Genomic DNA, 19,644 nt, shown 5'->3' on the forward strand with positions numbered 1-19,644 from the left:
GCCTCAGCCGCGCCCGGCCTTGCGGGTCGGCGGGGATCAATCTTGGGAGCGCATGAGGCCGTGGCAGGCGACTGCGGCGGCGGCTACTACGTTCAGGGAGTCGACGCCGTTGGAAATGGCGGTCGGGCTCATAGGGATGCAGACGCGTTCGTCGGCCTCGTGGAGCCAGCGGGACGAGAGGCCGTCACCTTCGGAGCCGAGCATGAGGGCTACGCGATCGCCCAGTGGGGCCTTATCAATTGGTGTGGCGAACTGGTCTGGAGTGAGGGCCAAGAGAGCGAAGCCGGCTTTGCGAAGGATGCCCAGGTCATCGTGCCAGTTGGTCATGCGGGCGTAGGGGATGGCGAAGACCGCTCCCATGGAGACCTTGATTGAGCGGCGGTAGAGGGGATCGGCGCAGCGGGGGGACAGGATGATCGCGTCGATACCCAGGGCCGCAGCACACCTGAATATCGCGCCGACGTTGGCGTGGTCTACGAGGTCTTCGAGGACCAGGATGCGGCGTGTTCGGGTGACGAGGTCTTCGACGGTGGGCAGGGGGAGGCGTTCGAGGGAGGCGAGGGCGCCGCGGTGCACCTGGAAGCCCGCCACGCCCTCGACGGTCGCGTCGTCGGCCACGTAGACGGGGGCGTCCAGGGTGTCGAGGACGTCGGCGAGCGGCTCGACCCAGCGGTGGGCCATCAGGAACGCGCGGACGGGGAAGCCGGTGCCGACGGCTCGGCGGATCACCTTTTCGCCTTCCGCGATGAACAGCCCCTGCTCGGCCTCCAGGCTCTTACGCAGGTTCATGTCGCGGAGCCGCACGAAATCGGCGAGCCGCGGATCGGCTGGGTCGGAGACAGGGACGAGCTGGGCCATCCCTCAATTGTGCCGGTCAGGGGAGGCGGAGTTCGGCGAAGACGGCTCGGTGGTCACTGCCCGGCAGGTCGTGGACTGCGACCTTGCTCACGGCGCAGCGGTTGTCGACGAGGATGTGGTCGATCGTGATGGGGGGCCGTGGCTCCGTGGTGCCCCAGGTGGGCACGAGGCCGGCGCCGGCGCGGTCGGCGGCGTCGGCGTATCCGCGGTCGATGATGCCTCGCAGGTTGGCGTGGTCGAGAGTCGCGTTGAAGTCGCCCGCGAGGATCCGTACAGGCTGGTTCGCAGCGCCAGCCGGAGACGCGACGTTCTTGGGGCGGGCTTCCGGGAGTGCGTTGAGGTCGCGTTTCCAGTCGCGGAACGACTCGGCGGAGATCGGCGGCACGGGGTGTACGGCGGTCACCTCGATGCGGCGTCCGCCGGGGAGAGTGATCTCGGCTTGCGGCATCGCCATCTGCGTACGCGGAAGGGAGGGCAACGCGCGCAAGGGGTGGCGGGAGTAAAGGCCAGATCCGGCCGCGCCCCATCGGGTGTCGACGACCTTGTGCGGCAAGAGTGCGGCTAGTCCGGCCTGCTCGTAGCGTTCCACGTCCTCGGGCTGGAGTTCCTGCAGGCTGAGGACGTCTGCCTGGGTGTTGCGGACGAGTTCGACGAGGCGGGCGGGGTCGGCTTCACCGAAAAGGAGGTTGGCGGTCAACACCCGTACGACCGGGCCTCCGGCGGACGGCTGGTCACCACCGAGCGCGCGTGGCACCACTGCTACCAGCAGACCTGCGGCGACCACACCGGCTACGACGGCCGCCCGCCATCTGCGCAGGAGCAAGGCCACAATGATCGGGACGGGCACGGTGGCGGCCACGTACGGCGTCAGCGCGAGCAGCGGCGCGGCGGGCACCTGGATGACGGGGAGCCGATCACCGCCGGCCAGCCTGACCAGGGCCCACGTACCCCAGGCGCCGGCAGCGGTCCAGGCCACCACGGTGCGCCAGCGACCCGATCTGCCGTTCGCCTCGGTCGCCGGCTCAGCGGTCGTCTCCCCCACCTGCACTTCGCTCCCCTCAATGCGCACCGCCCCCCGGCACGCATCCCCTAGATCTACTGACGTTCGGCGGCGGCGCCGAGTTGCCGCGCCGCCCAGTGGTCCTCCGGCTGCACGCAGTGAGGGGGATGGTGCAAAGCATGAGTTATCAAGACGTACGCTCATGACCTGCGTCATTATCATATTTGAGCTCTTTGTAACCTCCGGGTCGTACTACTACAGTGCCGGGGAACATCGACGGGTTTCTGGTGAATCGAGGACTGCCGTGAGCGGACGTCATCGCAACGACTTCCCTGAGGGGACGCCGGGTGACGGTGGGGCCGACCCCTCCAGGCCGGTCTTCGGCCCGGCCAATGACGGGTCCTCCGACTGGTTTGGATCCAGCGAAGGGCAGCCCGGACCGGGCCCCGGCGCCGCTCCGGGCGGCCCGGGTGATCTCGGCACGGCGGGCAACCCCCTTGGGGCTCCCGTAGCCGGAGGTCCAGGCGGCGGCGCATCTGGCGGCCCTGGCGCTTCAGGCCCGTACGGAAGCTCGGGCGGACCGGGCATGCCCGGCGGCGGTCCGGGTGGTACGCCAGGCGGTGGGCCAGGCGGCGTTTCGGGGTCGCACGGTGCTTTGGGTGCTCTGGGCGCCAGTGCGGGTGCTTCCGGCCCGTACGGGACGTCCGGCGGTTCGGGGGCCCACGGGGTCCCAGGCGCTTCATCGGGCCAGCAGGGAATCCCCGGCGCATCAGGACAGCACGGAACTCCGGGCGCATCGGGACAGCACGGAACTCCCGGCGGATCGGGCATGCATGGCGTGGCAGGCGGGTCTGGTTCCCATGGCGCCGCGCGCGCTTCGGGCGGTTCCGAGGCGCCTGAGTGGTTCACTCCCCGCCCGTCGGAGGAGCCCGGCTACGGCGCGGGTGGCTTCACGGGGGCTTCGGACGCCGGTGGCTACGGTCTGGGGCGTCCCGGTTCCCCGTCGGCGAGCGCGTACGGCTCGGAATCCGCCTCCAACCCCTCCGAGGGTGGCGTCCCGGGTGCGGGCGGCGCAGGAGCGGGTGCGGGCGGTGGTCCCAGTGGCTCGTACGGGGAGTACGACTCGATCAGCCGGTCTGACGAACGTCCGACCGGGTTCTTCGGCGGCCGCGCGGGCGGTTCCGGCGACTCTGGCGGCTACGGCGGCTCGGGTGGCGGTTCCGGAGGCTCCGGCGGCGGCTCCGGGGGCTATGGCAGCGGCGAGTACGGGCGGCGGCGCAAGAAGCGCAGCGCCACCGCGCTGATCGGCCCGATGGCCGGCGCGGTCGGCCTGGCTCTGCTGCTGGGCGTCGGCGTGTACGCGTTCGCCGAGAGCGGTGGCGGCTGCGGAGACGGCGACGCCCTCAACCTGGACGTCGCGGCCTCGCCTGACGTCGCGCCCGCCATTCTCAAGGCGGCCGAACGCTTCAACGGCGCCCGGCACAAGGTCGGCGGCAAGTGCGTCAGCGCCAAGGTCTCCAAGACCGAATCCGCCTCCGCCGCGACGCTGCTGTCCGGCCAGGGCGTCGCGACCGGCGGCAACAAGCGCCCGGACGTGTGGATCCCCGACTCGTCCCTGTGGACCTCGCTCGTGCGGGGCACGTCCAAGGGCAAGGAGAACCTCCAGATCACCAAGACCTCGGTGGCCTCCAGCCCGCTCGTCGTCGGGCTGCCCCGTACCCTCGCGGGCCAGCTCCAGCAGCAGGGCGTCACCGCGACTCCGTCCTGGGACAACCTGCTCAAGGTGGCCGGCGGCGTCACCGGCGGCGGCGTGACCAAGAACCAGATGATCCCGGCGAACGCGATCAAGCTGCTCGTGCCCGACCCGTCGCGCAACGCGGCCGGGATGGTGGGGCTCATGGTCGTCAGCACGCTGCTGACGAACGACCCGAACCAGAACGAGATCTTCACGAGCATCGTGCGCACGGTCCGGGAGAGCACGGTGCCGACCGTGAACGCGCAGTTCACGCAGTTCCGGAAGGGCCGTACGGGCAAGCAGCCGGTCGCGCTGTCGTCCGAGCAGGCGCTCTACACCTTCAACAAGAACAGCCCCGCCGAGCCCGCCGTCGCGTTGTACCCGACCGAGGGCACGATGTCGATGGACTACCCGTTCACGGTCACCTCCGGCGACGGCGACAAGCAGAAGGCCGCGCGCCTGCTCGAACAGGCGATGAACACCGACAACACCCGCAACGACGTCCGGCAGCTGGGCTTCCGTACGCCCGACGGCAAGGCGCCGAACGGCTTCGGCGAGGCCACGGGCGTCAGCCCGGCACGCCCGCGCCAACTGCCGACGCCCAAGGACGCCGACGTCCAGAAGATCATGCAGGCCTGGTCGCGGCTTTCGCTGGGCCTCCGCATTCTGACCCTGTTCGACATCTCCGGCACGATGGCCGAGGAGATGGCGCCCGGCGTGACGCGGCTCCAGGCCACCGCGAAGACCGCGCAGGGCGGCCTCAGCATGATGTCCGACGACACCGAGCTGGGCATCTGGGAGTTCTCGACGAAGCTCGTGGGCAACCAGGACTGGAAGCCCATGATCCAGGTCGGCCCGCTCGGCGAGCGCATCGGCTCGGTGAAGCGCCGCGACCTGGTCCTCTCGGCGCTGAGCGCGTCGCGGCCCAAGGCCACCGGTGACACGGGACTCTTCGAGACGCTCATGGCCGCGTACAAAGAGATGAACCGCACCTACAAGCCGGAGTTCGGCAACTCGATCCTGCTGCTGACCGACGGCAAGGGCAACGACGACCCCGGTGGCCCCACGTTCAAGGAGACCATGAGGCGCCTGCGCGGCATGGTCGACCCGAACAAGCCCATCCAGGTCAACATGATCGGCATCGGCGACAACGTCGACACGAGCGAGATGGAGCCGATCGCCGAGCTCACCCACGGCAGCGTCCAGGTGGCCAGGAACCCGCAGGAGATCGCCAAGATCTTCCTGCGCATGCTCTCCCGCCGCATCACCCAGTAGAACCAGATCACACAGTAGAACCAGATCACACAGCAGAACCACGCAGCACTGCGGGCCCCGGAGACGATCCAGTCCCCGGGGCCCGCCGCCGTTCCACCCCTGCGCGCGAGCAGCCCGGAACAAATCGGGGAGATTAGTTCAGAAACCGTGTCAACCGGTCGGCGGGGTCGCTCGTCAATCTAGGTGGAGGCCCGACGGGGAGCGGGGCCGTCGGGCCTCCTTACACCCCCCTGACCCGTGGCGGGGGTGGATCAGCCCATCAAGGGCGGCTCCCAAGGCAGCCCTAGCGGGGACGGTCCGATCGAGGGCGGTCCCTCCGGGGCGGCCCTCTTGAGGGCCGGAGCAAGATAACTTCCTGGAACACGGCACTTCATGGCGCGGCCTCCTGGGTCGCACCGGCCGACGTCTCAGCACGCGGGAGGACCCACGTGTCCGCTTGGCCCACGCTCGACCGGCAGGACGACCAGCGCCTGGCCCTGGCCCTCGCCGCCGGTGACTCCGACTCGCTGGCGTACATCGTCGATCGCTATTCGGCCCGCCTCTACGACTACTGCCACGCGCTGCTGCGAGACCAGGAGTCGGCCGCCGTCGCGCTGCACGACGCGTTCATCGCCGCCTACGCCCACATCGGTCACCTCCGCGAACCGGAGCGGTTCCGCAGCTGGCTGTACGCGCTGATCCGGAACGAGTGTCTACGGCGCCTTCAGGACCCGGAGCGCCCCACCGAACGCGTGGAGGCGCCCGAGGTCGAGGACGTCTTCCTCGACGCCGACGAACGTGCCATGCGCATGGAAGCCCGGCATCTGATCCACAGCGCCCTCTCCGGCCTGCGTGGCCGCGAACGCGAAGCGCTCGACCTGCTCCTACGGCACGACCTGGACGCCGCGGAGATCGGCGGTGTGCTGGGCGTCAACGCGCAGGAGGCCACCGATCTCGTCGGCGAGGCCCGGCGCCGCCTGGACGACGCGCTGGCGGCGGCTCTGATCGCACGCGACGGCCGCGACGAGTGCCCGAGCGTCGCGGCCCTCGTGTACGACGGGGAGTGGCCGCTCACGCCCGCTGTGAGCCGCAAGCTGATCCGTCATATCGAGACCTGCCCGACCTGCACGAACCGGCGTGACCGCAACGTCTCCACCGGACGGCTGCTCCAGGACCTGCCGGTGGCCCTCATGCCCGCCGACCTGAGGTCCCACATTCTGCAGACCGCTTTCGTCCCCGCGTTGAGGGACGACCTCGCGATGATCGCCCAACGCGCCGAACCGTTCGACACCTGGGGCTGGCCGGTCCCGCTGGAGCAGCCGAGTCCGCGCGAAACCCAGAAGCGCCGTTCGAAGCCGCCCGGTCTGCTCCCCGCGGTCGCCGCCGCGGCCGTCGTGATCCTCATCGTCGTGGGCGCCTTCATGTGGCTGCCGGGCGGCGGCAGTGACCGTGCCGGGGCGAACGCCCCCGAGAGCACGACCTCCGCGCCCGACCCGTCCGAGTCACCATCGGAGTCCCCGGAGCCCACCGAGTCCGAGGAGCCGACGGAGTCACCGACCCCGACGCCCACCCCCACCACGTCGACGCCGACCCCGTCCCCCACCCCGACGCCGACTCCGACCCGGACCCGCAAGCCCAAGCCGCCGCCGCCGTCGAAGTCCCCCGAGCGCCGTGGCACCCTCTCCGTGGGCGGCTGCTCCATCCCCGTGGGCAAATCGTCCTGCTCGGTCAGCGTGAGCGCGATCGGTGGCCCGGTCTCCTGGTCCGTCATCGGCACGACCGGCGGCATCTCGGCAAGCGGCGGCGGAGATCTCGGCAGGGGCGGCTCCTCCAGCGTCACGGCATCCCGCCCGGCCTGCACCGAGGCCGGCACCGGCTCCGGCAGCGTCCGCTTCTCCCCCCGCGGCTCCGCGACCGTCAGCTGGGAATGCGGGCCCCCTGAAGGCGCCTGATCTCTCCAGCACCCGGCACTCCAGGCGCCCGGCGCTCTAGGTGTCCGGCGCCGGACTCTCGTGATGCTCGCCACACTGGTCACTTACTGCTGCTCACTCTGGGAGAACGCGTACGCTGCGTACCCCGCCAGACACAGGAATCCCACAAGAAGCAGAAATTTCAGGAATTAGGTGGCAAGATCTGGCAACCAGAGCCCGCCGACAAACGTCGGGGGTGCTCACGGGGGCACGTCCAACACCACCAATCCACTGGGAGGAACTGTGGCCGGCGGATCCGGTCCCGGTCAGTTCGACGACCCCCGGCTCGCAGGTGCGCTGCGCGCGGGCGACGTCATCGCGCTGACCGAGGTCTACGACACCTACGCGCCGTTCCTCTTCGACTACTGCCACGGGCTGCTTCGCGACAGGGTCGAGGCAGCCGGGGCGTTGCGCCACTGCCTGATCGCCGCGCGGGAGCACGTGGCCGGGTTGCAGGAGCCGGAACGGCTGCGCGGCTGGTTGTACGCCCTCGCCCGCAAGGAGAGCATGCGGCGGCGGGACGAGCCGAACCGGCACACCGGTCAGGAGGCGCCCGAGGCCGAGGACGGTGACCTCAGCCCAGAGCAGCTAGTGCGCCGCACGGAACGCAGGGCACTCGCTCACAGCGCGCTGGGCGCACTCAGCGGACGGCAGCGCGAGGCCATCGATCTCTGGGTTCGTCACGAGCTCGACGCGACCGACATGGCAGGGATCTTCGGCATCTCTCTCGGCGAGATGGAACTCCTCCTCGCCGAGGCCCAGGTCGATCTCGATGCGGCACTCCGGGCCGCGCTGATCGCGCAGAACCACTGGGAGGACTGCCCCAGCGTCTCCGCGCTCACCGAGTCGTGGCCGTTGCCTCCTCAGACCGCCCAGTCTCTCGTACGGCATGTGGCGAGCTGCCCTACCTGCAGCTCCCGCGAGACACCGCCGCTCCCGGCGGACCGGCTGCTGGCGGTGCTGCCCATCGCGGCGATTCCGGGGGATCTGCGGCTGGACGTGCTGACGGCCGCGACGACTTCGGAACGGGCCGATGCCCGGCGCAGCGTGGCGGCGCTCGCCGAGCCGTTCGATGAACGAGGCTGGCCGGTCCCGTACCGGCCCGGTCCCGTTCGCGATCGCGAGCCGGCCCGCCGGAAGGTCCCGCTCCTCGCGATCGGAGGCGCGCTCGCCGTCGTCGCTCTGATCGCCGGGGCGGTGACCGTCTTCTCAGGTGGTGACTCCGGCGCCAAGTCGGCCTCTCCCCCGCCGTCGTCCGGCCAGGAACCCCCGTCCTCCCCGCCAGACCAGACACCACCGGGCGAAACTCCGCTCCCGACCGCGTCCTCGACGTCCACGACACCGTCTCCGACCACGACGAGTCCCACGCCCAGCAAGTCGCCGTCCAAGACCCCGTCGACCCCGCCAGAGCAGAGTACGCCGCCCTCGGAACCCCGTAACCCGCCTCCCGCACCGCCACGGCCGGGTTCCCTGGTGGTGTCGGGCTGCAATATGGGCTTGGACCGCTCCTGTGCCGTCCGTATCACCGCGGTCGGCGGTCCGGTGAACTGGCGGGTCACCGGCGCCTCTGGCGACCTCCGCGCCGGTGGCTCAGGCCGCCTGCTCAAGGGCCAGTCGATCGGCGTCACAGTGTCGCGCACCAACAACCTCTGCTGGGGCCGAGAAAGTGGAACGGTCTCGTTCGCCCCAGGCGGCGCCGCCCAAGTCTCCTACTGCTAACCCATAACCGCGGCGGGGGCGCCCACTGGCCTTCTCTCCCCCAGCAAGGCGCCCCCGCCGCCCCCCGTTCAACCCGCCCAAGCCATTCCGCCGGGGTCTCGTCTACCAGGCGGAGCCGGTGTCGAGGATTTGGTGGGCGCGGTTTACCAGGACAGGGACGGCGTCCCCGATGGTGTCGAAGCCCTCGCCCACGGTCGCGTTCTGCAGGAAGCGGGCGTGGATGCCTTCCAGGATGACGGCGAGCTTGAAGCACGCGAACGCCACATAGAAGTCGAGTGCGCCCAAGTCGAAGCCGGTAAGCGCGGCGTAGCGTTCGGCGAACTCCCGCCTGGTGTGGAACCCGGGGGCGGACGTGATCGTGGCGCCGACCGGGAGAGCCTCGGGGTCACCGGCCTCGGCCCAGTAGACGAGGGTCAGGCCGAGGTCCGAGAGCGGGTCGCCGAGAGTGGACATCTCCCAATCGACCACGGCAGCGATTTCAGGGCGCGGCTCCAGGCGGGCGAGCGCGTTGTCCAGCCGGAAGTCGCCATGCACCAGGCGTGCCAGGCCATCGGCCGGGAGACGTTCGGCAAGGCGAGCCGTGAGCCGGTCGTACTCCGGCACCTCATGCGTCACGCCGCCGGCCCGGATGGCCTCCTGCGAGCTGTCCCACTGCTTGCCCCAGCGCTTGAGCTGGCGGGCCATGTATCCGCTCGGCCGCCCGAAGTCGCCCAGCCCGAGGGCCTCGACGTCCACGAGGTGGATCGCGGCGAGCGCCTCGGCAAGGCATTCACTCAGCTGTCCGGCCTGTTCAGGCGAGATGTCGTCGGCGTCCTCGCGCGTACGAAGGACACGTCCCTCGACGTAGTCCATCAGGTAGAACCGCGCCCCGATGACGTCCTCGTCCTCGCAGAACGCCAGCGTGGTGGGCACCGGGACCGTGCTGCCCGCCCCCAGCGCCGACAGGACCTTGTACTCGCGGCTCATGTCGTGAGCCGTCGGCAGTACGTGCCCGAGCGGAGGCCGCCGCAGCACGATCCTGCGACCGTCCGACAAGGTGATCCCGTAGGTCAGGTTCGACCGCCCGCCTGCGATCAGATCGATCGCGGTGATCCGTCCGGACCCGGGGAGGGCATGCGCCAGCCAGTCCGCCAGGCGGGGGACGTCGATGCCGGGGACTCCGGCCGGAAGTTCAGCGTCAACGGTCATGACGCCCTATTAGAACGTGACTCGGTCTCACCTGTGAAGGGGCACCCCCGGGTTGGGCCTCGGCCACACGGAAAGTAACTCATCGGCCACTTCCGGCCGCTTCCCGGCATCTACCACGTCTCGTGATCATACTTCCCACCTGGGCGAATACCGTTCACTATGCGACCATGGCCGAAGGTTCTCCAGGAACCACGATCGCGGAGGTGGATTCAGGCAACAGGAAGGGTACGCATCTGCATCGACACACGATCAGAGGGACATTTACTGGACGTAGTGTCAGACGGCCGTCGAAACCAGCCCACGGCGGCAGGCAGGACTTGCGGGTCTCGCCGGGCTGCGAACAGAGGACTAGACCAATCCGGGGCTAGAGCGCCCGATTGGGGGGGACGTACCGTGGCCGACGCGTGGCTGCCGGGAGCCGGCCGAATGCCGGCACAGAAGGACGGCGGAGCGTTGAGGGGAGGTGCCCCCCGCGTCTCCTGGTTCAGCAGCGAATCCGACCCGCGTACCGTCTCGGCCCGGTCGGTGGCCGCCGACCTCCTCCGGGAGGGCCGCGCCGCGCACGTGGTGTGGAACCCCTGCTCGGGCGAGATCATCCAGTCGGTGCCGATCACCCGGGCGGCCCCGCTGCTCGGTGACGTGAGCCGGGAAGGGCGCGTGAACGTTCAGATCATGGTGGTGGGCCAGGCCCGCGACCCGTTCACCAACACGCTGCTCACCGGCCTCGACCCGATCATGCGATGGCTCGACTCCTGGGGCGTGACCCGCCGCTGGCCCGCCGGACCGCCGCTCCCGTCTCCCCAGTCGTACCACTCGAGCCGCAGCCGCCGGGATTGGTCCCGCGGCGGCCACTTCGGTGCCTCGCAGGTCCCCGGCGCCGACCGCCCCGACCCGGGCGGCATCGACATCCGCCGCATCACCGGCCCCGACACCCCGGTCGCCGCCATCCCCAGACCGCGCCCCGCCCCCAGCCACGAGACCGCCCGCCAGGAGACCGCCCGCCCGCCGACGCGTCTCCCCCGGCCCACCGAACTGGGACGGGTCGTAGCCGACCCGGCCCACACGCCCGACCCTCCGCTCCCCATCGCCCCGACCCGGACCTCCGACCCCACCCGCAATCCGGACCCGGCCCGCTCCGCCGAACCAGCCCACCGCTGACGCCACTAGCCCATCGCTACGGCCGTCAGGGGGCGGAGGCCAAGGCTCGGATCAGAGTGCAGGCGGTTTTGAGATCGGTCAGGTTGGCAGCGGAGCCATAGCCGATGACCAGGCCGAAGACGGCCGGGGTGCCGGTGTGATGGCGTTCGAGGGTGTCCAGCAGAACGCCGCGCTCAGCGGCCTCCGTGACGATGCGCTCGGTCTCCACGGCGGGCAACTCGACGACGAGGTGCAGGCCGGCGGTGTCGCCGTGCAGGCGCAGGCCGTGCAGTGCTTCGGCGACGACCGCCCGGCGGCGCGCGTACTCGGCCCTCATGCGGCGTACGTACCGTTCCAGATCGCCGCGTTCGAGAAGGACACGCAGGGCCTCCTGGGGAACGACGGCCGTACGGTCATTGAAATCGGCCCGGCGACGGGCAATCGCCTCCACCAGGTCGGGACGGGCGACCAGCCACCCGACCCCGACGTCCGAGGTGAGGATCTTGGACGTGGTGCCCAGGTAGACGACCACGTCCGGATCCAGGCCGTACAGCGCGGGCAGCGGCGCGACGTCGTACCGGAATTCCCCGTCGTAGTCGTCCTCCGCGATCAGCGCGCTGGTGCGCCGAGCCCAGGACAGCAGGGCCTGCCGGCGCGGCACCGGCAACACGCCACCCAGGGGGTATTGGTGGGACGGTGTCGTGTAGACCAGGCGCAGATCATCCGGGAGGCCCTCGACGATCAGGCCGTGCTCGTCGACCGGGCAGGGCACCAGCTCGGCGCCTCGCGCGGTGAGCACCGAACGGGCCTTGCCATAGCCGGGGTCCTCCATCCCGACCCGGTCACCCGGCCGCAGGATCGTGGCCGCCAGCAGATCCAACCCGTTGGTCGAGCCTCGCGTGACGAGCAGCTGTTGCGGAGGGCACGCCACACCGCGGCTGCGTCGCACGTAGTCGGCGAGGCGGGCGCGCAGGCCGGGCAGCCCGTGCGGATCGGGGCGAGCCGCGGGCGCCACAGTGGCTGCCAACCGCCAGGCGCGACGCCACGCGGGCGTGTCGAGGGCACCGATCCAGGCGACTCCGGGCCGCAGATCGATCATTCCGCGCCGTCCGGTGCTCTCTGAGGTCTCGGGTGCCTCGATCTCGGAGATCGGGTGGGGAGGCCGGGCAGCGCTGATCTCCGTGACGTAGGTGCCGGACCCGTGGCGGCCCTCCAGCCAGCCCTCGGCGTACAACTGCTCGTACGCCTCGGTCACGACCGTCCGGCTGATTCCGAGCACGGTGGCCAGCGACCTGCTGGAGGGCAGCCGCTCGCCCGCCGCGAGGCGCCCTTCCCTCATGGCGGCGCGGAGCTGACCGGTGAGCTGCACGTTCAGCGGATCCTCGGCGGAACGGTCGACCGTCAGGGGCAGATCGAGGGTCGGCAAGTGGTCTCCCGGTATCTTCTCCAAGTGGCACTACAGGCCAGGCCACTCGTCTTCTAGCGTAGGGCCTCATGAACGCGACACCACTGTCCTCCACTGACCGCACCCGCCTCGGACGCAAGAGCGAACGCGGGCTCACCGACCGTGCAGGCCTGTACGAGGTGCTCGACGGCGGCCTGATCTGCCACCTGGGTGTCGTGGTGAACGGCTCACCGCGCGTGATGCCCACGGGGTACGGGCGAGACGGCGACACCCTCTACATCCATGGTTCGACCGGTGCCCGCAGCCTGATGGACGGCCAGGGCCAGGAGGTCTGCGTCACCATCACCCATCTCGATGGACTCGTCCTGGCCCGCTCGATGTTCCACCACTCCATGAACTACCGAAGCGCGATCATCTATGGCGCTCCGCGGCTGGTCACGGACCCGGACGAGAAGTTCGCGGGCCTCCGGGCGATCACCGAGCAGCTGACCCCCGGCCAGTGGGACGTGGTCCGGCAGCCCACGCGCAAGGAAATCGCGGGCACCACCGTTCTGGCCCTGTCCCTGGAGGAAGCCTCGGTCAAGGTCCGGACCGGACCGCCGTCGGACGAGGACGATGACTACGCCCTGGACGTCTGGGCCGGTGTCGTCCCAGTCCGCCAGGTGTTCGGCACCCCCATCCCCGACCCGCGCCTCCGCCCCGGCATCCCCGTTCCGCCCCACGTGACAGACCGCCCCAACCCCACCCACGCCGCAACCTGACCCGCCCGCTCACCCCGGTATGAGGCGGGTGCGGGTGGTGCCAACGGCGGCGACCTCGACCTGCTGGTCAACTCGATCAAAGCTCGATGACCCGCGGAGTCGTTCATGGTCGTAGGGTGAATCCCATGAACGAGCGGCTCGTATGGATTGACTGTGAAATGACCGGGCTCGACCTGCGTAATGACGCGTTGATCGAGATAGCCGCGCTGGTGACCGATAGTGAGCTCACCATCCTCGATGAGGGTGTCGACGTGGTGATCAAGCCGCCGCAGGAGGCGCTCGTCCAGATGTCCAAGGTGGTGCGCGACATGCACACCACCTCTGGCCTGCTCGACGTACTCTCCGGCGGTGTCACGCTCGCCGAGGCCGAGGACACCGTCCTGAACTACATCCGCCAGCACGTTCGCGACGCCAAGAAGGCCCCGCTCTGCGGCAACTCGATCGCCACCGACCGCTCGTTCCTGGCCCGGGACATGCCCGCACTGGACTCCCACCTGCACTACCGCATGGTCGACGTGTCCAGCATCAAGGAGCTCGCCCGGCGCTGGTACCCCCGGGCCTACTTCGCCAGCCCCGAGAAGAAGGGCGGCCACCGGGCGCTCGCCGACATCACAGAGAGCATCCAGGAGCTCCGCTACTACCGCGCCGCCATCTTCGTGGCCCAGCCCGGGCCGGACTCCGACACCGCCCGGACCCTGGCCGCCGAGATCGTCGCCTCGTCCGAGAAGGCATCGTCCGAGGGAGCCTCGTAAAAGGGAGTGGCCACGCACCCTTCGAGAGGCGCTACACTCTTTGGAGCCGGGGAGTGATCCCTGGCCTTGGTGGGTGTAGCTCAGCTGGCAGAGCACTTGGTTGTGGTCCAAGATGTCGGGGGTTCAAGTCCCCTCACTCACCCCAAGCGAGAAACACGAAAGCCCTGGTCATCGTTGAGATGATCAGGGCTTCTCTGTTCCCTGCGCCAGGGCTGCGGCCTCAGGCAGGGCGCCGATGTGAACGCGATTCATCGAGCGGCACCGATGAGTCTGGCGCGCCGAGCAGGTCTGTATTACTGACAGGGAGGAGAATTCCATGTTCAGAACGACCAAGGCGTTCAGCGGCTTCTCGGTGAACGATCTCGACGCGGCGAAGAAGTTCTACGGAGAGATCCTGGGCCTGAACGTGACAGAGCAGCCGCCCGGCCTCACGCTCGACATCGCAGGCGATCGTCCCATCATCGTGTACCCGAAGCCCAACCACACTCCGGCGACGTTCACCATCCTCAACTTCCCCGTCGAGGACATCGAGTCGGCCGTGGACGAGCTGGCGAAGCGCGGTGTGGAATTCCTGCGATACGAGGGCATGAACCAGGACGAACGCGGCATCCTCCGCGGCGAGGGCCCGCCGATCGCCTGGTTCACCGATCCCGCTGGGAACGTCCTTTCCGTTCTCCGGGTGTAACTCGCCGTCGCTTCACTCTCCGGGAGCCTTCGCCTGCCGAAGGAAGCTGAGCATGTCGATGGTGCGCCAAGCCTCGACGATCTTGCCGCCTTCGAACCTGTCGATGGTGATTCCCTTGAGCGTGACCCGCCGCCCGTCATGGGTCATGGCGGCGGTCCAGCGCGTGGCCACCCGGTCCGCCTCCGCGATCTGATCCTCGACGGTGATCCGCAGGTCGGGGTACGCGGCGCGATTCGTGGCGATCGACTTCTTCATGCCCGCCAGCCCATGAGAGCCGTTCGGGTCGTACGGATCGTGGTGGATCACGTCCGGGGCGACGATGGTGTCGAGCCGGTCGAGTTCTCCGCTGCCCCAGACTTCGAACGCGAGGAGCGCGGCGGCTTTGTTCTGATCAGACACGATTCCACTCTGCCCGCCATGGGCGTCCGGAGCGACCCATACGGGCCGAACGAGTCATGCCGGCAGCGGATAGAACGTTCCTCCCAGACCGACAGACGCATCTATCCCGCTGGCCCCATCCATCGACTAGGCTCGTTGGCTCCCGATGATCGGCCGGTTATGCTCCGTCCTTATACATGGCAATGGCACCCCCTGGTCAAACCGCCGGAGGCGGGATGAGTGTCGACGAAACGGCCCCCCTGCGCGTGATGGTGGTGGACGGCAATCCGCACGCTCGCGCCGATGTCGTCTCACTTCTGTCCGACAGCGAAGAACTGGAAGTGATCGCTGAGGCCGGTGACGGCTCCGACGCGGTCGGTTTGGCCGAACGGCTGCGCCCCGACATCGTCCTGCTCGACGCCGATGCCGCCCGTACCGGCCACGCCACTCCCCTCAGCCGCAGTGCCCGCGTGTTCGTGCTGGCCTCTGCCGACGACCAGGGCACGGTCGAGGTCGCGATCCGCGGCGGTGCGTGCGGCCACCTGGTCCCAGGGTCGTTCACCGTACGAGACCTGATCCGCAGCGTCCGCGACGCGAGCCGCGTCAGCCTCGGCCTGTCCGCCCGCGAAGCCGAGGTCATGGATCTCATCGCCAGCGGCCGTTCGAACGGCGAGATCGCCCGCCAACTCTTCCTCAGCGAAAAGACTGTCAAGAACCACGTCAACCGCATCTACGCCAAACTCGGCGTCAGCTCCCGAGCCACCGCCATAGCCCTCTGGCGCGGCATGATGAGCGTCCTCCCCGCGAAAGACTGACCACCTCCACGCACGCGTCTCCACGCGCACCTTCCTGGGCCCGCTGTCCGCCGCACCTGTCCGCGCACGTGCTGTGCAGCCTTTACGTCGCTCGTACGCCAAGGCAGTCGCGCATTCGCATGAGGCCGTCGCGCATCCGGGTCTTGACCGTGCCCAGCGGGATCTTGAGCAGTTCGGCGACCTCGCGGTAAGTGTGGCCGCCGTAGTAGGCCAGCGTCACCGATTCGCGCTGGATGCCGGTGAGCCCCTCCAGACAGCGGCGTACGCGCTCCCGCTCGAGCCGGTCCACCACCTGTTCGGCTACCTCGTCATGAGGGATCTCGACCGCGCCTTGTGCTGCGCGTTCCTCCCGTTCAGCCGCCGCCTGCGCGGACCGTACGCGATCAACGGCGCGCCGGTGCGCGATGGTCGTGATCCAGGCCATCGCACCACCGCGCGCGGGATCGAACCGCGGCGCCGCACGCCACACCTCCACCAGGACTTCCTGGGCCACCTCCTCTGACTGCGCCGGATCGCGAACGACCCGGCGGATCAGCCCGTAGACGACGCCGGCCACCTCGTCGTAGAGCTCCTCGAAGGCCGCCGCATCGTTGCGCGCCACGCTGAGGAGCAGTGCGTTCAGATCAACCGGGGATCGGGGAGCCGTAGCCGTCGGGACCGTCGCAGGCTGCCTACGTCCCCACATCGTTCATCCTCTCCGACGGCCGTGACCGGATCCGGTCACCCGAGGGCCGTGGGCAGGCTGCGCAGCATCAAGCCGAGGCCGAGAAGGACGACCGCAAGCGACGTTGCCACGGGCAATGCGCGTGCGCTCACACGCCTCAATAGGCGTGGCCGGGTCGAACTGTCGGCGAGGCGGCTGGCCAGCGCACGTCCAGTGCCCATGACGAGCAGACCGACGAGGATCAGCGTCAGGGCCAAACCCACGCCGTACGCGAGCACAAGCACCACTCCGAACCACGCCCTGCCGATGGCGGCCGCGCCGATCAGAACGAGCACCGCTGACGGGCTCGGCACCATCCCGCCCGCGAACCCCATCAAGGCCGCGCCCCGGCTTCGTTCCGTGTCGTCGTGGGTGTGGGCGTGCGCTTCCTCCGCCTGGCTGCTGTGGTGGCCTGGGTCGGTGTGCTCCGGCCTGTCCGGGTCCGGGTCCCGACGGTCGAGGTCTGTGCTCGGCACACCGTTCAGATCTGCGGGTCGTATGAGGGTGGAAGTTGAGGTGAGGGACAGGTGTGTGGGCGTCGGCTCCTGAACGGGCTGAGGCATGGATCGTCGCGTTGGCTTGTGACCGTGGCCGTGCTCATGCCCGTGCCCGTGCCCGTGGCCGTGGCCGTGGCCGTGGCCGTGGCCGTGGCCGTGGCCGAAGGCGTGGCTGTGGGTGTGGGTTCCTCTCGTGCGGATGGCGCGGCGGAGCATGAGGGCGCCGGCGACTGCCACGAGGAGGCCGCTTGCCGCTCCCAAACCCCCGAAGACGAGGCCGGGAGCGAGAACGGTGCCGGAGAGGACGATCAGTCCTAGGGCCAGCACTCCTGCTGTGTGGGTGAGCGTGACCGTGATGCCGAGCGTGAGGATGTTGCGGCGGGCGCGGCGGCCCTGGCTCACCGCGTACGCGGCCATGATCGTCTTTCCGTGCCCTGGCGCGAGCGCGTGGAGGGCGCCCAGCGCGATGGCGATCAGCAGGGCGGTGACGGCGAAGCCGAGAGTCAGGCGCTTGTCGGCGACCAGGTCGGCGAAGGCGCGGGCTGGTTTGTCAGCACCTCGCGGCAGAATCTTGGTGATCGGGGTCTCGGCGGGGCCGAGGGCAGGTCCACCGGCTCGCACGCGCAGGTTGGCGGTCCGTTGCGAGAGCGGGCTCGATAGGAGGTCGGACGGGTACGAGGTCAGACGCGCGCTGCGGGATGTCGCCGGCACGTCGCTGGACGTGAGCGTCATCCGGTCGCCGCGTGCCGTGATTTCGTGCCAGCCGACTGTGGCCGCACCGCCCGTATCGCGGAACGTGATCGGGCCTTCGGCGGCGGACGCGACGAGGGCGCATTCCACGCGTGCCGTCGGGAGGCCGGCTTGGCCGGGCACGATCCGTACAGCGGAGGAACGCACCGTATAGGTCAGCGGCTGCTGAGCTGCGGTTCCGGCCATTGAACGGGCCGCTTCGGCACAGCGTTCGGCAGCCCAGCCTTGCCTATCGGAGTTGAGGCGCGGGCCCACCTGAGCAGTGGGAATCTCCGCCAGATCCTGAACGTGGTCGACGCGGAGTTCGCCGGGCGCAACCACCAATCCGTCGTAGCGATTGATGGAGAAGTTGCCCAGCGGATGTCGAGGAAGTGTTGCCGCAACCGGCACGTTAGCGAAAGCGAAGGTGACGGGAGCGGCTCGCGATGTGGATGCAATGGATGGCGCCGGTGCCTCTGTTGTGGCGAAGGCGGGTTGGGCTGGCGTAATGAGGAGCAGTCCGGCTAGGAGTGCCAGTAGGGCGCCCAGTCGCTTCATGAGAGTTCCTTCAGCGCCTTGCGGGCTTGAGGAGCGTGCAGGTCGGAGAAGTGTGGGTTGAGAGCGAGCGCCGCTTTCAGGTCACGTCGCGCTTCTGTTTTGTGGCCCAGGGATTTCTCGATGACGCCTAGGTGGTAGAGGAACGTCGCGTTGCGGTAGCCGGTGCGGGCGGCTTGGCGGGCGTAGCCGAGGGCCTCCTTGTCTTGCCCGTTTACGTGCAGCGCCCATGCGAGTGCGTCGGCGACGTGAATGCTCTTGCGGCGGCCCCATTCCGTACGGGCGGCAAGGAGCGCGGCGGCGCGGTCGCCGTGGTCGGCGGCCGTTATGGCGCCTTCGAAATCGGTGGCCACGCCGTTCGATCGGGCGAGGGTGGCCCATGCGCCGGCGACTCCGTACTGTTCGCGGGCCTGTGCCTGCATGCCTCGCGCCTCGTACAACTCGCCGAGCGCCACGACATATGACGGCAAGGGTGCGCGTGCGACCAGGGCTTGCCGGTCGCGTATGGCCGCTGCGGCATCTCCTTGGGCAGCGCGCACACGGGCGCGGCCATCGATCGCGGGCAGCCAGTTGGGGTCGGCGCGGAGCGCGGCGGCGTATTCGCGGTCGGCGGCGGGGAGATCGCCACGGTTCCAGGCCAGTTCACCGAGCTGGGTGTGGACGTACGACACGTCCGCGGGGTCGGTCGCCGAGGTGGCGGCCAGCCGGAGGACGCGCTGGGCTTCGCCGGGACGGCCGCGCAGCTCCATGACGTAGGCGTAGCGCGTGAAGATCGGGAGCGCAGGCTTGATCTTGTCGGCGTGCCGGACCGCCTTGTCGGCCTCCTCGTACCGCCCGAGCTCGATCAGCGCGTCGACGCGTACGGCATGGGCGCGGGTGCCGTACGGATTGATCTTGAGTGCCCGGTCGGCCAGGCGGAGGGCTGCCGTGAAGTCATGCCGTGCCGCAGCCAGAGCGCCCTGTCCGCTCAGCGCCGGCTCGTTGTCCTTCGGTGAGACGCGCAGTGAACGGTCGAACGCCGCGCTGGCCTTCGGGTAGTACGAAGGGTCGGCGGTCACCCGCGCCTGCTCCACGTAGGCCATTCCCAACCCGGCCCAGCCGACCGCGTCCTTGGGCTGGGCACGCAGGTGTTCCTGCAGCCGCGCGATGCTGCGACCGGTGACCCTGTCCATGCCCGCGCCGGAAACCGGCGCCGACTCAGCGGCCGGTTCGAACTGGCTGCTGAACCTCACCGACGCCAGCACGGTGAGACCGACGGCAAGAACAACGATCACCGCCCCCGCGGTGAATCTGCGAACGAAAAGCATGAATGCCTCTCCGACTCCATCTGCCTGGTCGCGAGCTTGAGTGGTCCCTGAACGACCTTGAGTGGTCCCTGAACGACGTGGCGGTCGCTCCGGCGCGGAACAGTGCGGAACAGTTGGAGCGCCCCTTCCGGCCTCGTTCACTCAAGCCCGGAAGGGGCGGACCTTGGTGCGCCGGCCACGAGGGGCTCCCGAACCT

The 19,644-nt window shown here is 69.4% G+C and carries 16 protein-coding genes and 1 tRNA gene; 9 read left to right on the forward strand and 8 right to left on the reverse strand.

Features of this window, described 5'->3' with window-relative positions; genetic code table 11:
- Nucleotides 1–36: 36 nt before the first annotated feature.
- Together ACH34W_RS50180 and ACH34W_RS50185 are read right to left on the reverse strand one after the other, a co-directional pair.
- Entirely contained in the window at nt 37–858 is an 822-nt protein-coding gene (locus ACH34W_RS50180) for a TrmH family RNA methyltransferase (RefSeq protein ID WP_395968371.1), read from the reverse strand.
- A gap of 16 nt (nt 859–874) precedes the next feature.
- Nucleotides 875–1,900 (reverse strand): endonuclease/exonuclease/phosphatase family protein, encoded by a 1,026-nt coding sequence (locus tag ACH34W_RS50185; RefSeq protein WP_395968372.1) that lies wholly within the window; start codon nt 1,898–1,900, stop codon nt 875–877.
- A 787-nt stretch (nt 1,901–2,687) separates the two neighbouring features.
- Between ACH34W_RS50185 and ACH34W_RS50190 the strand changes: the two genes are divergently transcribed.
- The 3 genes from ACH34W_RS50190 (at nt 2,688) to ACH34W_RS50200 (ending at nt 8,536) form a co-directional block, all read left to right on the forward strand.
- Nucleotides 2,688–4,868 carry a substrate-binding domain-containing protein gene (locus tag ACH34W_RS50190; protein ID WP_395968373.1) on the forward strand — a complete coding sequence of 727 codons (2,181 nt, stop codon included), beginning with the start codon at nt 2,688–2,690 and terminating at the stop codon, nt 4,866–4,868.
- 428 nt (nt 4,869–5,296) lie between these two features.
- Nucleotides 5,297–6,799, forward strand: coding sequence for an RNA polymerase sigma factor (locus ACH34W_RS50195; RefSeq protein WP_395968374.1), 1,503 nt, complete (start codon nt 5,297–5,299; stop codon nt 6,797–6,799).
- A 261-nt stretch (nt 6,800–7,060) separates the two neighbouring features.
- Nucleotides 7,061–8,536, forward strand: coding sequence for a hypothetical protein (locus ACH34W_RS50200; protein WP_395968375.1), 1,476 nt, complete (start codon nt 7,061–7,063; stop codon nt 8,534–8,536).
- Nucleotides 8,537–8,638: 102 nt separating this feature from the next.
- On the opposite strand, the gene ACH34W_RS50205 is transcribed toward ACH34W_RS50200, so the two are convergent.
- On the reverse strand, nt 8,639–9,724 hold the full coding sequence (locus ACH34W_RS50205; protein WP_395968376.1) for a phosphotransferase family protein: 1,086 nt from the start codon (nt 9,722–9,724) through the stop codon (nt 8,639–8,641).
- A 426-nt stretch (nt 9,725–10,150) separates the two neighbouring features.
- Here ACH34W_RS50205 and ACH34W_RS50210 point away from each other — a divergent pair, with 426 nt between their 5' ends.
- Entirely contained in the window at nt 10,151–10,882 is a 732-nt protein-coding gene (locus ACH34W_RS50210) for a hypothetical protein (RefSeq protein ID WP_395968377.1), read from the forward strand.
- A 25-nt stretch (nt 10,883–10,907) separates the two neighbouring features.
- On the opposite strand, the gene ACH34W_RS50215 is transcribed toward ACH34W_RS50210, so the two are convergent.
- Nucleotides 10,908–12,287, reverse strand: coding sequence for a PLP-dependent aminotransferase family protein (locus ACH34W_RS50215; RefSeq protein ID WP_395968378.1), 1,380 nt, complete (start codon nt 12,285–12,287; stop codon nt 10,908–10,910).
- Nucleotides 12,288–12,355: 68 nt separating this feature from the next.
- Here ACH34W_RS50215 and ACH34W_RS50220 point away from each other — a divergent pair, with 68 nt between their 5' ends.
- From ACH34W_RS50220 to ACH34W_RS50235, 4 genes are all read left to right on the forward strand, one after another.
- Nucleotides 12,356–13,027: a pyridoxamine 5'-phosphate oxidase family protein gene (locus ACH34W_RS50220; protein ID WP_395968379.1), complete on the forward strand. Its 672-nt coding sequence runs from the start codon at nt 12,356–12,358 to the stop codon at nt 13,025–13,027.
- A 125-nt stretch (nt 13,028–13,152) separates the two neighbouring features.
- Nucleotides 13,153–13,779 (forward strand): oligoribonuclease, encoded by a 627-nt coding sequence (gene orn, locus ACH34W_RS50225; RefSeq protein WP_395968380.1) that lies wholly within the window; start codon nt 13,153–13,155, stop codon nt 13,777–13,779.
- A gap of 69 nt (nt 13,780–13,848) precedes the next feature.
- A tRNA-His gene (locus ACH34W_RS50230) sits at nt 13,849–13,924 on the forward strand.
- Between the two features lie 171 nt (nt 13,925–14,095).
- Nucleotides 14,096–14,464, forward strand: coding sequence for a VOC family protein (locus tag ACH34W_RS50235; protein WP_395968381.1), 369 nt, complete (start codon nt 14,096–14,098; stop codon nt 14,462–14,464).
- Between the two features lie 12 nt (nt 14,465–14,476).
- On the opposite strand, the gene ACH34W_RS50240 is transcribed toward ACH34W_RS50235, so the two are convergent.
- Nucleotides 14,477–14,863 (reverse strand): ester cyclase, encoded by a 387-nt coding sequence (locus tag ACH34W_RS50240; protein ID WP_395968382.1) that lies wholly within the window; start codon nt 14,861–14,863, stop codon nt 14,477–14,479.
- 215 nt (nt 14,864–15,078) lie between these two features.
- Between ACH34W_RS50240 and ACH34W_RS50245 the strand changes: the two genes are divergently transcribed.
- Nucleotides 15,079–15,657, forward strand: coding sequence for a response regulator transcription factor (locus tag ACH34W_RS50245; RefSeq protein ID WP_395968383.1), 579 nt, complete (start codon nt 15,079–15,081; stop codon nt 15,655–15,657).
- 82 nt (nt 15,658–15,739) lie between these two features.
- Here ACH34W_RS50245 and sigK read toward each other — a convergent pair whose 3' ends face one another.
- The 3 genes from sigK to ACH34W_RS50260 form a co-directional block, all read right to left on the reverse strand.
- Nucleotides 15,740–16,342 carry an ECF RNA polymerase sigma factor SigK gene (gene sigK, locus ACH34W_RS50250; RefSeq protein ID WP_395968384.1) on the reverse strand — a complete coding sequence of 201 codons (603 nt, stop codon included), beginning with the start codon at nt 16,340–16,342 and terminating at the stop codon, nt 15,740–15,742.
- Nucleotides 16,343–16,377: 35 nt separating this feature from the next.
- Nucleotides 16,378–17,928 carry a hypothetical protein gene (locus ACH34W_RS50255; protein WP_395968385.1) on the reverse strand — a complete coding sequence of 517 codons (1,551 nt, stop codon included), beginning with the start codon at nt 17,926–17,928 and terminating at the stop codon, nt 16,378–16,380.
- 212 nt (nt 17,929–18,140) lie between these two features.
- Nucleotides 18,141–19,415: a tetratricopeptide repeat protein gene (locus tag ACH34W_RS50260; protein WP_395968386.1), complete on the reverse strand. Its 1,275-nt coding sequence runs from the start codon at nt 19,413–19,415 to the stop codon at nt 18,141–18,143.
- Nucleotides 19,416–19,644 lie beyond the last annotated feature (229 nt).

The organism is Actinomadura sp. 6N118 (assembly GCF_044326415.1).
In the GTDB taxonomy this organism is placed as follows: Bacteria; Actinomycetota; Actinomycetes; order Streptosporangiales; family Streptosporangiaceae; genus Spirillospora.

Coding starts and splice junctions, on each gene's coding strand:
- ACH34W_RS50180 (WP_395968371.1), bottom strand. CDS start 858: ATGGCCCAGCTCGTCCCTGTCTCCGACCCAGCCGATCCGCGGCTCGCC.
- ACH34W_RS50190 (WP_395968373.1), top strand. CDS start 2,688: ATGCATGGCGTGGCAGGCGGGTCTGGTTCCCATGGCGCCGCGCGCGCT.
- ACH34W_RS50205 (WP_395968376.1), bottom strand. CDS start 9,724: ATGACCGTTGACGCTGAACTTCCGGCCGGAGTCCCCGGCATCGACGTC.
- ACH34W_RS50210 (WP_395968377.1), top strand. CDS start 10,151: ATGCCGGCACAGAAGGACGGCGGAGCGTTGAGGGGAGGTGCCCCCCGC.
- ACH34W_RS50220 (WP_395968379.1), top strand. CDS start 12,356: ATGAACGCGACACCACTGTCCTCCACTGACCGCACCCGCCTCGGACGC.
- orn (WP_395968380.1), top strand. CDS start 13,153: ATGAACGAGCGGCTCGTATGGATTGACTGTGAAATGACCGGGCTCGAC.
- ACH34W_RS50235 (WP_395968381.1), top strand. CDS start 14,096: ATGTTCAGAACGACCAAGGCGTTCAGCGGCTTCTCGGTGAACGATCTC.
- ACH34W_RS50245 (WP_395968383.1), top strand. CDS start 15,079: ATGAGTGTCGACGAAACGGCCCCCCTGCGCGTGATGGTGGTGGACGGC.
- sigK (WP_395968384.1), bottom strand. CDS start 16,342: ATGTGGGGACGTAGGCAGCCTGCGACGGTCCCGACGGCTACGGCTCCC.